7 protein-coding genes are annotated in these 15,880 nt (G+C 62.3%); 1 reads left to right on the forward strand and 6 read right to left on the reverse strand.

The features are described 5' to 3' along the window. Positions 1-76: 76 nt before the first annotated feature. From PDO_RS16640 to PDO_RS16655, 4 genes are all read right to left on the reverse strand, one after another. Positions 77-8,563 carry a GH36-type glycosyl hydrolase domain-containing protein gene (locus PDO_RS16640; RefSeq protein WP_007604365.1) on the reverse strand — a complete coding sequence of 2,829 codons (8,487 nt, stop codon included), beginning with the start codon at positions 8,561-8,563 and terminating at the stop codon, positions 77-79. A gap of 316 nt (positions 8,564-8,879) precedes the next feature. Beyond that, positions 8,880-10,061, reverse strand: a complete 1,182-nt coding sequence (locus tag PDO_RS16645) for a pyridoxal phosphate-dependent aminotransferase (protein WP_007604367.1) — start codon at positions 10,059-10,061, stop codon at positions 8,880-8,882. Between the two features lie 17 nt (positions 10,062-10,078). After that, on the reverse strand, positions 10,079-10,723 hold the full coding sequence (locus PDO_RS16650; RefSeq protein ID WP_007604369.1) for a TetR family transcriptional regulator C-terminal domain-containing protein: 645 nt from the start codon (positions 10,721-10,723) through the stop codon (positions 10,079-10,081). 141 nt (positions 10,724-10,864) lie between these two features. After that, complete coding sequence (locus PDO_RS16655) at positions 10,865-11,728, reverse strand: DMT family transporter (RefSeq protein WP_007604371.1); 864 nt, start codon at positions 11,726-11,728, stop codon at positions 10,865-10,867. Positions 11,729-11,940: 212 nt separating this feature from the next. On the opposite strand from PDO_RS16655, the gene PDO_RS16660 reads away from it, so the two are divergent. After that, positions 11,941-13,131, forward strand: a complete 1,191-nt coding sequence (locus PDO_RS16660; RefSeq protein WP_007604373.1) for an MFS transporter — start codon at positions 11,941-11,943, stop codon at positions 13,129-13,131. On the opposite strand, the gene PDO_RS16665 is transcribed toward PDO_RS16660, so the two are convergent. Beyond that, entirely contained in the window at positions 13,128-15,404 is a 2,277-nt protein-coding gene (locus PDO_RS16665; RefSeq protein WP_007604375.1) for a xanthine dehydrogenase family protein molybdopterin-binding subunit, read from the reverse strand. The genes PDO_RS16660 and PDO_RS16665 overlap by 4 nt on opposite strands. Positions 15,405-15,406: 2 nt before the next feature. After that, on the reverse strand, positions 15,407-15,865 hold the full coding sequence (locus PDO_RS16670; RefSeq protein ID WP_007604376.1) for a (2Fe-2S)-binding protein: 459 nt from the start codon (positions 15,863-15,865) through the stop codon (positions 15,407-15,409). Between the last annotated feature and the right edge of the window lie 15 nt (positions 15,866-15,880).

The raw sequence follows: 15,880 nt of genomic DNA on the forward strand, positions 1-15,880 counted from the left end.
GATTGCAGAATAAAAGAAGCCCCGCCGAGCGATCGGCGGGGCTTCTTTCGTTCAGTCTGAAGACTTCAGGCGAAGATCACTTCGCCTTGCCGAGCTTGACGCCCTTTTCCGGGCTTGCAACCTTCTTGCCATCGACGGTGATCGCGTAGGCGCCCTTGTCTGCGCGCGTGACGGCGATCGCCACGGTGCGGCCATCAAGGGTCACATTGGCTTCGAAACCGTTCCAGTGGTCAGGCAGAGCCGGATTGACGAAGAGCTGGCTGCCCTTGCGGCTGATCCCGAGCAGGCCTTCGACGGCGAAGCGATAGAGCCAGCCGGCCGAGCCCGTGTACCATGTCCAGCCGCCACGGCCGACATAGGCCTCGCCACCGTAGATATCGGCGGCGACGGCATAGGGTTCGACGCGGTAGCGTTCGGCAGCTTCGGCATCAAGCGCATGGTTGATCGGGTTGAGCAGGCCGAACACGCGCCAGGCATCACGGGTGCGGCCGGCTTTTGCCAGCGCCAGACCCAGCCAGATGGCCGCATGGGTATACTGGCCACCGTTTTCGCGCACACCCGGCGGATAAGCCTTGATATAACCCGGATCGACAGGTGCCTTGTCGAAAGGCGGGGTGAACAGGCGGACAATGCCACCTTCGTCATCGATCAGCTTGGATACGGCCGCATCGAGCGCCTTTTCGACATGGTCCGGCTGGCCCACGCCCGACAGAACGCTCCAGGACTGCGCGATCGAATCGATGCGGCATTCCAGCGATGCGTCCGAGCCGAGCGGCGTGCCGTCGTCGAAATAGCCACGACGATAGTATTCGCCGTCCCAGCCCGCCGTTTCGAGCGCTGCCTTCAGCGTGTCGATATGGGCGGCCCAGCGTTCGCTGCGGGCGGTATCCTTGCGCGCTTCGGCATAAGGCAGGAAGGCCTTGAGCGTGGCGGCGAGGAACCAGCCGAGCCAGATGCTTTCGCCCTGGCCCTTGGCGCCGACGCGGTTCATGCCGTCATTCCAGTCGCCGCCGAGGATCAGCGGCAGGTTATGTTCGCCGGTGCGGGTAATCGCGAGATCCAGCGCACGGGCGGCATGTTCGTAGAGGTCAGCCTGTTCTTCCGAGCGGGTCGGCTGGAAGAAGGCATCGTGCTGCGACATGCGCAGTTCCGGTCCTTCGATGAACGCGATCTTTTCGTCCAGAATGGCCGTGTCACCCGTGGCGGAGACATACTGGTCGATGGCATAGCCCAGCCAGACGACGTCGTCGGAGATATGCGTGCGCACGCCGGCCTCGGTTTGCGGCAGCCACCAATGCTGCACGTCGCCTTCGATGAACTGGCGGGCGGCGGCATTGAGGATCTGCTTGCGGGCCAGCGATGGCTGCTGGAGCAGGAAGGCCAGCGTGTCCTGCAACTGGTCACGAAAGCCGAAGGCGCCGCTTGCCTGGTAGAAGCCGGCACGGGCGAAAATACGGCATGCCAGCGCCTGATAGGGCAGCCACCGATTGACGAGATGATCGAAGGCCTTGTCGCCAGTCGAGACCTGCAACTGGCCGGTAAAGCCGTTCCAGAAGCTGCGATTGGCCTCCAGCACGCTGTCGAAATCGACGCCGCGCATGGCCGTGACCAATGCTGTCGCCTTTTCGGCCGTGTCGGTTTCCCCGAGCAGGAAGGTCAGGTCACGCTGCTGGCCGGCGCCGATGTCGATATCGAAGGCGAGTGCCGCGCACGGATCGCTTTCGGTTTCGATCGAACCGGACAATTTGGCGGTCCGGGCCAAGGCTTGCGGCAGCTTGATCGTGCCATGACGGCCGATGAATTCGCGGCGGCTGGACGTGTGGCCGACCGGCGCCGAGGGGCCGGCGAGGAAGGCAAAACGACCCGGATAGTTGATGTCGAAGGGGTTGCTCGCCAGAAGCGCGCCAGTCTCCTCGTCATAGGTCGACAGCACGAAGGGCGCGGTCTTCTGGCCGTTGTTGCCGAGGATCCATTCCGCATAACCATAGACGCGGAAAGTCCGCGATTCCGTGCCGGTGTTGCGCAGGACAAGCCGGGACAGCTTGACCGGGCGTTCCCGATCGACTGTCTGGGTCAGTTCGATTTCCAGATTGTCATGCGTGCTGGCAAAGACGGAGTAGCCTTGGCCATGACGCGTCTCGTAGGTCGCAGTGTTGTCGAGGTTCAAGGCACTGACGGGTGCGTAGGTACGGCCACTTTCCAGGTCGGCGACATAGAAGGCCTCGCCCGGGCGGTTGGTGACGGGATCGTTGGTCCAGGGGGTCAGTTGGTAATCGCGTGAGTTCTGGCTCCAGGTGAAGCCGGGGCCTTCTGCTGCGACATGGAAGCCGAACTGCTCGTTGGTGATGACGTTGATCCACGGCTGCGGCGTGGCCGAACCGGCCGCCAGGCGCACGACATACTCGCCGCCGTCCCTGGAGAAGCCACCGAAGCCGTTCCAGAAGTCGAGATCGCCGCCATCGGGGAGCCTGGCTGCGCTGTCGACCGGGGCCGGCAGGGCAGGGATGATGCCGGGCCATTCCGGTTCGGCGCCATCGGGTACACGCGGCGTGGCAAACAGTGACACGGCGCGATTGACCTGATCGACGATCTTGCCGTTTCGGGCATGCAGCACGACGCGTGCAGCGCCGAGAAGGGCCTGGGTTGCGGTCTCGTCGTTGAGATCGTTGCGCACAGTGAAGACATGCTGGCGACCGGCGCCATCCGGCAGACGATGGCGCAGGTTTTCCGCCAGCTGATCCAGCGCATGCTGCATGTCCTGCGCATAGGACGTGGCGCGTTCGTTGACGATTGCCAAGTCGATCACCAGCCCGCGGCGACGCAGATACTCCAGCGCACTCAGGGCTTCGCGGGCGATCTCGATGTCCATGTCATCGTTGATGCGCAGCGCAAAGATCGGGAAGTCGCCCGAAATCGCCATCGGCCAGAGCGCCGACTGCGAACGTTGGCCGGTGCGCACTGTCTCCGGATCGGCCCGCAGATGCGTGTCGGGATAGACCAGGTAGCGGCCGAGATGCTGGAAGGCTGCGGCCTGCTGCGAGGTGATGCCGATATGGCGCAACTCGACCTGTACGCGGGTCCAGGCATGGATCAGTTCATGGCTGAAGGCATCCGGGTGGCGGTAGCGGTCGATCGCCTTGTCGATTTCCTCACGATTCGGGGCCGCGATCGTCCAGAAGATTACCGAGACCTTCTTGCCGGCGGGGACACGAACGACGCGGCGCAGGCTGAGGATCGGATCGAGCGTGTAGCCATCGGTACCCGACAGCGTGGCACCCGGATCGAAGGCTGCGGCTTCTGCGAGGCTTCGGCCCCGGCCGAGGAAGGCGCGGCGATCGGTTTCGAATTCCGTCGGGCGGCCCGGTCCGGCATTGTCGACGATCAGGTGGGCGACGCAGATATCCGGATCGTCCGGGCTGCGCTTGTTGCGCTCGGCGCGAATGACGTCGCCACGCTTGCCGATCTCGGTCTTGACGAACATGCGCGAAAACAGCGGATGGGCATTGTCGGCATCGTCGTAACCCAGGACGGGCTCGAGATAGGACGTGACTTCGATGAAGCGGTCTTCGGTGCCGGTGTTGAGGATCGTCAGGCGACGGCCTTCGGCGTCATGCTCGGTTGCGACGATGCATTCGACCGTGGTCGAGATCTCGCCGACCGTCTTGAAGAATTCGGCCTTGTCGTCGCCGAAGATAACCTTGGATTTCTCGTCTTCGGCGCGACGGGGCGTTGCCGTGGCCGACCACCACTGGCTGGATGCTGTGTCGCGCAGGAAGATGAAGGTGCCCCAGCGATCTTCGGTCGGATCGGCCTTCCAGCGGGAAACGGACTGGCCGTTCCAGCGCGAGAAACCGGTCCCTGTTGCCGTCAGCATGACCGAGTAGTGTCCGTTGGACAGGAAGGCGACTTCGCGGTCCTTTGAGGCCGGATCGTTGATGGTGCGGATTTCGGCGCGCAACAGATCGGCCTGGCCCTTGCCGGGGGTCTGCGGCTCGTATTTCGCGCTCATTACCGGGATTTCGCGCGGGGCCTTTTCCTGAAGCAGCAGTTCGGCCGCCTCGATCACCGGATCGGCGTGGAAGAGGGTACGCAAGCGGCCGTTGAAGGCGACGTTGGCAACGGCGGCGATCGACATGCCATGGTGGTGGGCATAGTAGTTGTACACCACCGCGCATTTCTTGCCGTCGGGCAGGCGGGTCGGGGTGAAATCGACGGCATCGTGATAGCCGTAAGCGCCCAATGCGCCAAGCTTGCGCAGGCGTTCGAGGTTTTCCAGCGATGCTTCGGGATAATACTGGCTGGCGAGGATCGAGGCATAGGGCGCGATGACGGCGTTCTGGCCGAGACCGCGCTTGAGGCCCAGCGTCGGAACGCCGAAGTTGGTATACTGGTAGTTCATCTCATGGTCGCGGGCGTTGAAGGCCGCTTCCGAAATACCCCAGGGAATGTTCAGACGCCGGCCATGGTTCATCTGCTCGATGACAACCAGATTGTTGGTCTGGTTGAGGATGCCACCCTGGCGCTCTTGCATGACGAGCGGCGGCATCAGATATTCGAACATCGAGCCGGACCAGGAGATCAGCGCCGCGCGGGCGCCGATCGGCACGACCTGGCGGCCGAGGCGGTACCAGTGTTCGGTCGGAAGGTCACCCTTGGCGATGGCAAACAGGCTGGTCAGGCGGCATTCGGAGGCCAGCAGGTCGTAGCAGGCTTCGTCGAGTTCACGGCCATCGACACGGTAGCCGATCGACAGCAGGCGGCGTTCGGGGCGGAACAGGAAGCTGAAATCCATCGAAAACGCGATGCCGCGGGCGCTTTCGCAGAGTTGCGAGAGGCGCTGGCGGATCGGATCGATGTTCGACAGGTCAAAGGCCGTGTCGGAAATGTGGGCCTCGCAGACGGCGACCAGCGATTCCGTCCAGCGGATCACCTCGATGCTCTGGTCGGAGCGGACCTCGTGATGCAGGTTTGCTGCCAGCTTCTGGATGTCGCGGGCAAGCACCGCCAGGTTGATGGTGCGGATCGAGGCGAATTCGTGCTCGCGCTTGACGGCGGCAAGCGCCGTGTTGAAGCCGACAATGCGCTCTTCCAGGCGACGGCGGAGCGGGCGAACAGTCTTGCGGTCGTCCGGCAACTGGGCGAGGACTTCCAAGAGGATGCCGCCGACATCGCCGATGCCGTCGAGATTGCCCTGCAGATGGGCAGAGGGTGCTTCGGCCCATTCACGACATGCGGATGAGATGGCGATCAGGTGGCCGGCGAGATTGCCGCTGTCGACCGCCGAGATGTAGCGAGGGCCAAGCGTCTGCAGCGTATCGGTGTGGTACCAGTTGAACAGGTGTCCGCGATACTTGTCCATGCGCTCGATGGTGGCGATCGTCTGCTCCAGGCGCTCGATCGTCTGCTCGAAGCTCAACCAGCCGAAATGGCGGGCCGACACGACGGAGAGAAGATAGACACCGATATTGGTCGGCGAGGTGCGATGGGCAACGACCGGCTCCGGCGTTTCCTGGAAATTGTCCGGCGGCAGGTAGTTGTCGCCGGCCGTGACGAAAGTCTCGAAATAGCGCCAGGTGCGGCGGGCAATCTTGCGCAGTTCGATAGCGACATGTTCGGGAACTTCAAGACTGTCTTCGGTTTCGGCCGACTGGCTGACATACCAGGCGAGCAGCGGCGAGAGCACCCAGAGACATGCGAAGGGCAGGCCGATCAGATAGCCATAGCCACCGGGCAGCGCCGCGACGCCGACCGACAGGACGGCGAGGATCGGCGCATGACGCATCGAGTCGTAGTAGGAGCCGATGGAGCCCTGGGCGGCTGACTGCACGCTTGAGGCGGTGCGCCATTCCAGGAGCAGCTTGCGGCTGACCGTCATGCGGTAGAGCGAACGGGCGATGGCGTCGACCATCATGCAGGCCTGGTCGGCGATGAAGACGATGCGCAGGGCGACCTGGGCATTGATCGAACGGATTTCCGACCAGAGGGTCTGGAAATGGGCGGCCGGAACGATGTCGGTCTGGCGCGGCACGATGCCGGAGAGAAGCGAGAGCGTCGGCGCGACGAACAGGCTGAAGATCAGGACAAGCTGCCAGATGGTGGCGCCGACGGGATCCATCGTCGCCCAGCCGAGAACCGATGCCATGAACCAGGCGATCGGGGTCAGCGAACGACGCAGGTTGTCGATCATCTTCCAGCGGGCAAGGGCGGTGATGCCGCGGGCCGGGTCGCCGATATAGGAGAGGAGCTGCCAATCGCCGCGGGCCCAGCGATGCTGGCGGGAGATCTCGACTTCGTAGCGGGTCGGGAAGTCCTCGACCAGTTCGACGTCGGTGACGAGGGCGCAACGCGCCATCGAGCCTTCGAGAAGGTCGTGGCTGAGCACGGTGTTTTCATCGATGCGGCCTTTGAGCGCGCGCTCAAAGGCGTCGACATGATAGAGGCCCTTGCCGGTGAACGAGCCTTCGCCGGTAATGTCCTGATAGACGTCGGAAACGGTGAAGACATAAGGATCCACGCCGCGGTTCATCGAAAAGATGCGCTGGAAGACCGAGGCATCCTTGCCGGTGGTCAGCGACGGTGTGACACGCGGCTGCAGCACGCCGTAGCCGCTGATCACGCGGCCCGATTTTTCGTCGTGCACCGGCCGGTTGATCGGATGGTGCATCTTGCCGACGAGCTTGGTGACGGCATCGCGCATCAGGCGCGTGTCGGCATCGAGGGTCATCACATACTGGACGTTGTCCGGCACCATGTTGGCGCCTGGCAGATACGAGGTGTCACGGTCGCCGCGCAACAACAGGTTAAGTTCGTGCAGCTTGCCGCGCTTGCGCTCCCAGCCCATCCAGGCGCCTTCGGCCGGATTGTAGAGGCGGCGGCGATGCAGCAGATAAAAACGGGTCTTGCCGTCGGTTGCATAGCGGGCGCTGAGCTGCGCCACTTCGCGCTTGGCGTAGTCCAGCACCTCGAGATCGGCGATCGTTTCTTCGACCTGGCTGTCCTTCCAGTCGCTGAGCAGAGAGAAATAGATCTCGCCGTGCGGATTGGTCAGATAGTGGACTTCCATATTGCGGATCAGTTCATCGACATCGTCGCGCTTGGAGATCAGGCAGGGCACGACCACAAGGGTGCGTGCTTCCGTCGGAATTCCGTCCTTGAACTCGTAGCCGGTCAAGCGGGTCGGCTTGACGAAGAAAGTCACCAGCGTGTTGAACAGGCCGGTCGCGCCTTCGGAGACGGGCAACGAGACCATGGCGAGCAGCAGCAGGATCAGTGGTGTCGACAGGCCGGCGAGCACCAGGAAGTGGCCGATGACCCAAAGGGCTGCTATCGTCAGGCCGATGACCGGAATGGTGATCGACAGCCAATTCAGCTGCTTGATGCCATCGGCGATGATACGCGACAATGGACGGCTGTAGCCGATCGTCTCTTCGAGCTCCAGCCGACGCGCGCCGACGAAATAACTTCCGACATCCAGGACGTCGCCTGTCGCGCGCGCATTTTCCGTCGCCAGATCGATCGCGGTCTGGGCGATTTCGATCTCGGAGCGGTCGGAGCGACGCGCAAGCTTTTCAATCGTGTTGCGGTAGGCATTGCGCGAGCCGAAATCGAGCTCCCGATAGTCGGTATGCTGGCCGAGAACCTTGTCGACGTGGCAGACTTCCTCGACCCAGACCGACCATTCCTTGTCGTCGATCTCGCGCAGGCCACGAACGATGTTGCCCATCGTGACATTGCCAGAGGACAGGCGGTTGTGCTCGGCGTCCATCGCCTCCTGGGCGGTGCGACCGGCGGCTTCCAGGCGGTCCTCCAGCCAGGTCACGGCAAAGCTGGTATTCTGCGAGCCGTTGCGCAGGCGGTAGAGGAACTGGGTGGCAAAGGTATTGTCGTCGGCCAGCGGCTCGATCTGGCGCAGATATTCCGCGGCGGTGACCGGATCGTTCAGGCGGACGATCTCGTCCGCGACTTCGTTGGCCTTGCGGCGCATGCGACGCGAGCGATCCACGCGGGTGGCAATGCGGCGCAGATTTTCGACGAGAACGAAGCGGACGATCGATGGCAGCGCCCAGAGTTCACCGATCTCGAGCGTCTGGTGCAGCTGGAAGCCCTCGACCAGTGCGGTCATGCTTTCCTGCGAGACGGTCGAATGGGTATGGGCGACGTAGAGCCACGCCATCGCCATGGTTCGCGGGATTTCGCGATTGCCGATCTTCATCGTCGGCAGTTGCCGATAGAATTTCTTCGGGAAGTCGCGGCGGACTTCCTGGATCGCCTCTTCGATGACGTAGTGGTTGTCGAGCAGCCATTCCGCCGCCGGCGTGATCGTTGCCCCGGCCTCGACATCGGCCGCTGTCGCCCGGTAGACGCGCAGGATTTCCCGCTCGTTTTCCTTGTGGCGGGCAAAAAAGTCGAAATCAGTCAGACTGGGCAATTCGTTGGCGCCGTCGCGCGCGAGGGCTGCCGCACTTTCGTGCAACTCCTCGATCGTGAAATAGGCAGCTCTGATCGAGTCGTTGTGATCGATCTGTTTGGTTTCGAGGTCGCGCGACGGGACATGCAGCGTCATGGGATGAATTGGATCTCGGGTTGTCTGTTAAAGAATGCTGTCAGGGCGTGCCTTAACCGCGGGTCTTCTTGGGGCGTTGGCTTTGCACAATTTCTGGCGTCTATTCAACAATTGAAGCAGAAAAAGGCTGCAATGCGACGTGGTGCCGGCAAGTAAACTGGTCTGGGCGGATATGCTTTCGAGCCTTGGCTGGGAGAATTGGCTTTTTATGCCTTATTTCAAGGCAGTAGCCAAGGGGGCCGGCCACAGGCATTGATCTGTGCCAGAGCAGGGATTTTTGTGCGTCCCGGTCGCGGAAAGCGTCCGACCGGTCGGCTCAGGCGGCGTCGGCGGCCAGAGTGCGCGCGAGTTGGACCATGCGGTCGGCCGCTTCTGCGAGCCTTTCGTCCGATACGGTCAGGGATACCCGAATAAGGTGGCGTGCCGCCTCGCCGAAAGAGGAGCCCGGCATGACCGCGACATGCTGTTCTTCCAGCAGACGTGCGGCAAATTCATAGCCCGTCAGTCCGGTCGCGCCGACATCGACGACAATGAACATACCGCCTTCCGGCATGACCGGTCTCAGGGTGCTGATCGTCTTCAGGCGGTTCGCCATCAGCCGGGCGCGGCGCTCGTAGTTTGTCCGCATGATGGAGGAGGTCTCGATCGGCTGCGACAGCGCCATGGCCGTCATGTCGGCGATGAAGGGCTGAACGCCGAACAGCATGGTCTCCGAGACCGGCAGCAGACGATCGAAAAATTCGCTCGGACCAACGGCCCAGCCGCTGCGAAAGCCAGGAGCGGCATGGGATTTCGAGATCGAGGACACCACGATGGTGCGTTCGGCAAAATCCGGATTGTCAAAGGGTGAAGCGAAGGATTTGCCAAAGGTCAGTTCTTCGTAGACCTCGTCACAGACGATCCACAGATCATGGCCGCGGCAGACCTCGCCGATGGCGGCGATTTCTTCAGAGGTCAGGACGGCCCCGGTTGGATTGTGCGGCGTGTTGAGGAGCAGAACGCGGCTGCGCGGCGTGATCGCCGCTTCCAGATCCCTGGCGTCCAGATGGAAGCCGTTTTCGACCTTGAGTTCTACCGGGGAAAGCCTGGCCCCGCTCGATGCGATCAGGCCTTCGTAGGTTGCATAGTAGGGATCGCCGACCAGAACTTCATCTCCTGCATCAAGCAGGCCCATGAGGACGACGAACAAGGCGGATTGCGTGCCGGGGAAGCACAGGACATTCCGCTCGGTCACACCGTGCCGGCGCTGGCGATATTTCTCGACCAGTGCGGTGACCACGGAGGCTTCGCCGCGTCCGTTGGAATAACGGGTTCGACCGGCATAGAGCGCGCGCGTGCATTCCGCCAGCAAAGCCGGATCTGGCGGCAGATCGGGTTCGCCGATGGTCAGCTGGATGACCGGGATGCCTTCTGACTCTTTTCTGCGCGCTTCGATGTGAATGGCCCATTTGCCGGAGCCGAGGCCGGCCAGTCGTTCGGTGATGGAGGCATAACGCATTGGGTAATTGTCCGCTGTCAGGCCGATGCCGGCGTGTTTTTCAAGAATGGGCCACCGAGCAGGGCTTCGACCGCGTCGATTGCAATCTGCTGGAGGCTCTGGTCGGCAAACAGATCGCTGGCCAGGGAGGATTCCAGCCACAGACCATCGATCAATCCATTGATGGCGATGGCGAGCTTGCGGCATTCATCCGGTTCCGGGCGACGACCCTGCGCCTCCAGAAGGGCGTAGATCAGGGTTTCCAGAATGCCGAGGAAAGTGAGGTAGTTTTCCCGGTGGATACGGGCGAATTCGTCGTCGGAACGAACGCGGCTGATGAAGGCTGCCCAGAGCGATAGGGCCTTGGAGTCGGCGATCGGCGGGCTGACATTGGCGATGATGAAGCGTCGCAAACGGGCATGCGGATCGGCGTCCACGTCGTCGAGTGCTGCCACGGCCGTCTCGGTCATGTTCGCGAGTACTTCGCGATAGGCCGCCTGCAGCATCTGGTCCTTGCCGGCAAAGTAGTGGCGGATCAGGCCGCCGGTGACCCCGGCGCGTGCCGCGATGTCGCGTACCGTCGCGCCCTCAAGCCCATGTTCGGAAATGCTGTCCAGTGTGGCCGCGATCAGATCGTTGCGCCGTTCGGCTTCACCGGCCCGATGAAAGCTGCGTCTCGTCATGCGGCCCTCCCGGACGCCTGGCCGCATAAGTCGCGGCAGTGGCTGCGAGGTGCGAACGTTTGTCGCACCTGCTCTAATTATACATCCGAATAACAAGCGGGCAAGCGTGAAACCCAGACCTGCTGCTGGTTGATCTGCGCATCAGGCGCGCATCAATCGTCGTTCGCCGAAAATGATGATGATGCCGGCGCTGGCAATCAGCAGGGCGCCGACAATCACGTTGTTGCCGGGAATGTCGCCCCAAATGGCATAGCCGAGGACGAATGCCCAGATCAGCGCGGTATATTCGAATGGCGCAATGACCGAGATCGGCGCAAGGCGCATGCCTTCGAAGAAAGTGAGTTGGCCCACCCCGCCCATTACGCCGACCGCAAGCAGCAGCAGCAAGGCCGGACTATCGGGTGATACCCAGGCGCTGAGGGCCATGGGCGCCGTCAGCACAAGGAAGAAGAAGTTCGTGACGGTCATCTGGATGATGGTTCGGGCACCCATGGCCGTGCGGCGCAACAACACGGTGCCGAAGGCCCAGAGGCAGGCAGCGAGCAGCGCCAGATAGACAGGCCACTCGATCGTCATGCCGGTGGGGTCGGTCGCGATGACCACGCCGATAAAGCCGATGCCGACAGCGAGCCAGCGCGGGAGGGTCACATGTTCGCCCAACATCGGGATCGACAGCAGGATCGCAACGACGGGGGCGGCGAAATAGAGCGTGGTGATATCGGCAAGCGGCAGGAACTTGGCGGCGTTGAAATAGCACAGCCAGGCGGCCAGAAGGATGAAGCTGCGGATCAGCAGAGGCTTGATCACCGGCGATGCGACCGTTTCGCGCAAATGGCCTTTGCCACCCATGGCGAGACACCCGACCAGGATGGTAAGGCTTCGGCAGAACAGGATCTGCCAGACCGTCGTCGTTTCGACCAGCAGCTTAATTATGCCGTCGTGCACGGAAAACAGGAAATAGGCGAAGCTGGTCAGCAAGATGCCGGCACCGATGGCGGTCTTCACAATGGTGGCCTTTCAGGGATGGACGCGCACGCGGGAAAAGCGAGACGCGGATGCCATCTCATCGTTTGCCGCCCGGGTGTCAATTGCGAAATCGGATGACCAGAACAATCATGTTCGATGGAAACAAAATGTGAGATTTTAAACCGCTTTGGAGATTGCCGTTTAAATCGATTAAATTAAATTGCCGGCGGACTGCAGAGGAGTGCATCACAATGAATATTGGCAATATCGCTGCCCAGGCCCAAGCTCCGGCGCCGCTGGTGACACGCGAAAGAGCGGCGGTATCGTTGCTGTTTTTCCTAAACGGCATGGTGATCGGCGCCTGGGTTCCGAAAATTCCGCTGTTTGCCAATGCACTGGCGCTGTCCGAGTCCGCCCTCGGCATGATGATTTTCGCCTTCGGCGTCGGCTCGCTGGTGCTCATGCCGATTGCCGGCATGCAGATCGCGCGTTTCGGGTCGAGCGCCGTGGTCAAGGTGACGACGCTGCTGTTCATCCCGACCATCGTACTGGTCACTCTGGCTGGCAGTATCTGGGCCGGCGCCGTTGCAATTTTCCTGTTCGGCGGGCTGACAGGGGCGATGGACGTGGCAATGAATGCCAATGCGGTCGAAGTGGAGCGCAAGATGCGCCGTTCGATCATGTCGTCCTGCCATGCCTTCTGGAGCCTCGGCGGTCTGGTTGGCTCGGCAACGGGTGGCATTCTGATCGCAGCTATCGGCGCGACCGGCCATGTCCTCCTGCTTGCAGCCGTCTGCCTTGCCCTGTTCCAGGTGGCGCTGCCGATGATCCTGCCGGATGCGCCGCATCCAAGCGAAAAGGCAGCAGGCGGCAAGCTGCCGCTGACGCCTTTGCCTTGGCTGATCGGTCTGATGGCCCTGTTCTCCATGGTGCCGGAAGGAACCGTGCTGGACTGGAGCGCGCTCTATCTGCGCAACGAGCTCGGCGCATCCACGGCCTTTTCCGGCTTCGCATTTGCTGCCTTCTCGTTGACCATGGCGATCCTGCGTTTTGCCGGCGATTTCGTGCGCGATCGGTTCGGGGCGGTCAAGACCATGCGGTTTTGCGCGGTCGCGGCCTTTGTCGGCCTGGTCCTTGCCGGGCAGGCGCCCAATGTCACCGTGGCGCTGATCGGCTTTGCGATCGCCGGGGTCGGCATTTCGAATCTGGTGCCGATCGCATTTTCCGCCGGCGGCAATGTGCCCGGATTGGCGCCGGGAATCGGTCTGTCCGTGGTCACGACGATGGGTTATTCAGGCATCCTGTTTGCCCCTTCGCTGATCGGCTTCATTGCCGAGCATACGTCGCTGTCGAACGTCTACACGGCGATCTCCGCACTGCTGCTGGTGGTCCTCGCCCTGTCCGGACTTGCCCGGCATGCGGATCGTGTCCAGGGCGACTAAACGAAGGGCACCTCATGCGACAGGGGCAGGCGCCGATGGCGCTTGCCGGTGATTGCGAAGATGGCGTTGGCCAGCGCCGGCATGATCGGAGGTGTTCCCGGTTCGCCGGCGCCGCCCATGCGTTCGGAATTTTCTAGCAATTCGACGGAGATGGCCGGACACTGGCTGATCCGCAGGGCATCGTAGTCGTGGAAATTCGATTGCTGCACCACTCCGTCGGTAAAGGTGATTTCCTGGCCGATGGCGGCAGAAAGGCCGTAGACAATGCCTGACATCATCTGTGCCTTGAAGTTCAAGGGATCGAGCACGATGCCGGGATCGGCGGCGCAGAAGACTTTCGTTACCTCTATCGCACCGTTGCGGTCTGCGACTTCTACGACCTCGGCGACCCATGTGCCGAAGGACAGCGCAAATGCGATGCCACGTGCCTGACCTTTGGGGAGCGGCGTTGACCATGCCGACATGTCCGCCACCTTGTCGATGACGCCGAGAGCTGCCGGATGGGCGGCCAGCAATTCCCGGCGCAGGGCGAGCGGATCGTGGCCACCGGCATGGGCGATCTCGTCGATGAAGCTCTCGTGCGTGAAGGTGTTGAAGGAGTAGCCGACCGACCGCCAGAAGCCGACCGGGACGGCGAGATCGACCTTGCGGCCATCGATGCGGTAGTTCTCGATAGCGTAAGGCTGGTTGTAGGCGCCATCGAGCAGCGAATTGTCCGGCCCGCCAACGGGAAGGCCCGGAAAATAGCGGCCGAGCGCGCTGGCAATCACCGAAGGCGAGGCGACGGATCCGATCACGGCCTTCGGCTTTCCGTTCTGGTCGAGCACGGCCTTGTATCGTGACTTCGCCATTGGCCGGTAAGGGCCATGGGTCATGTCCTCCTCGCGGGTCCAGACGAGTTTGATCGGGCGGCCTTTCATGCGCTGGGCGATGCGGATGGCGTAGTCGGCGTAGTCCGGTTCGATGCGCCGTCCGAAGCCGCCGCCGAGGAAGGTGGTGTGCACCTTGATCTTGTCGTGCTCGAAGCCGGTAATGCGGGCGGCGGCATATTGAATGATCGTCGGCCCCTGATTGGGTGCCCAGACTTCGACGTCCGTGTCCGTGACCAGTGCCGTCGCGTTCATCGGCTCCATGGTCGCATGCGAGAGAAAGGGCACGTCATATTCGGCTTCGACGAGGTTCTCGCGCGCTGCGTCGGCGAATACCAGGTCCGGGTCGCCCAGGGTGCGAAGCGAGAAGCTGTCCGTGCCGTCGAGAGCTGCCGTGTGAAGCGCCTCCATCTCGGTGGTGGAGGCCGGTATCGGACCCATTTCCCATTCGACGGTGATCGCCTCGATGGCCTTGAAGGCGCGCCAGGTATTGTCGGCTATGACGGCGACACCCTGTCCATAGGGGCTGTCGATGGCGATCACCTGTTCGACCCCGGGCATGGAGCGGGCGGCGTTGCCGTCGAAGCTCCTGACCCGACCGCCGGGACTTGGGTTCATGCGCACAGTCGCATAGAGCATGTCCGGCAAATCGACATCGACGCCGAAGATCGGGGCGCCGGTGACCTTGGCGAGCATGTCCTTGCGTGGCTGCGGCTTGCCGAGGATGGTCCAGTCGCTCCGGGGCTTGAGCCGGGCTTCGACTTTGGCAGAGAGCGGCGCGGCCTCGAGCGCCAGTTCGCCATAGGTGGCGCTACGACCGCTGGCAGGATCGGTGACCACGCCAGCGTTTGCTTCCAGGCTATAGGTAGCGACATTCCAGCGTGCCGCTGCTGCGGCCTTCAAGGCTTCGCGCGCGGCAGCACCCGCGTGGCGCAGCTTGTCGAAGTGGTCGATCATCGAACTCGATCCGCCGGTAAACTGGATGGAGACCAGTTTCGCCACGACGCCGAGCGCACCGCGCAGGCTTTCTGCAACTAGCCCGTCGTCAAACTGTGGCAGGGGCGCGCCTTCGCGCATTGCGGCAGCGTTGTAGTAGGCAGCCGATGCCGGGCCATGCTCGATGGTAACCTGGTCCAGCGTGACGTCGAGTTCTTCGGCCAACAGGGCTGCCAATGTAGTGTAGCTGCCCTGACCCATTTCGGCGCGCGGCGCGATGATCGTGATGCGATTGTCGGACGAGATCTTGAGGTAGGGATTGAAAGTTGCCTCGCCCGCGCCGAGGTCTTTTTCCAGCGGATTTTCAGGCGGCGTCGCATAGCGGTAATAGCCGAAGGCGACGCCGCCTGTCAGCGCGATGGCACCGAAGAGGAAAGAGCGTCTTGTGACTGTTCCGAGGGTCGACATGCTCAAGCTCCCGCCAGTTGGCCGGCTGCACGATGAATGGCAGCACGGATACGGGGATAGGTGCCGCAACGACAGAGATTGCCGGTCATGGCAGCATCAATGTCGTCATCGGTGGGTCTGGGATTGGCTTCGAGCAAGGCCACGGCACTCATGATCTGCCCGGCCTGACAGTAACCGCATTGAGCCACCTGCTCATCTATCCACGCCTGCTGGACAGGATGTAGGCTTGTGTCATCGGCAAGCCCGTCGATGGTCCGTACCGGGGTAATGACGTCGCCGACAAGCGTTTGGCAGGAGCGCACGGCCTCGCCGTCGATGATCACGGTGCAGGCGCCGCAAAGGCCGGCGCCGCAGCCGAATTTTGGTCCCTTGATGTTGAGGATATCCCTCAGCGCCCAGAGCAGCGGCATGTCGGGCTCGACCTCAATCGCGTGGGATGTGCCATTGACGATGATGTTCACGAATGTCTCCGGTTC

The organism is Rhizobium sp. PDO1-076 (genome assembly GCF_000247475.1).
Lineage (GTDB): Bacteria > Pseudomonadota > Alphaproteobacteria > Rhizobiales > Rhizobiaceae > Allorhizobium.

Bases quoted from the DNA above. Each gene is read 5' to 3' on its own strand.
- PDO_RS16640 (WP_007604365.1), bottom strand. From the start codon at position 8,563: ATGACGCTGCATGTCCCGTCGCGCGACCTCGAAACCAAACAGATCGAT.
- PDO_RS16645 (WP_007604367.1), bottom strand. From the start codon at position 10,061: ATGCGTTATGCCTCCATCACCGAACGACTGGCCGGCCTCGGCTCCGGC.
- PDO_RS16650 (WP_007604369.1), bottom strand. From the start codon at position 10,723: ATGACGAGACGCAGCTTTCATCGGGCCGGTGAAGCCGAACGGCGCAAC.
- PDO_RS16660 (WP_007604373.1), top strand. From the start codon at position 11,941: ATGAATATTGGCAATATCGCTGCCCAGGCCCAAGCTCCGGCGCCGCTG.
- PDO_RS16665 (WP_007604375.1), bottom strand. From the start codon at position 15,404: ATGTCGACCCTCGGAACAGTCACAAGACGCTCTTTCCTCTTCGGTGCC.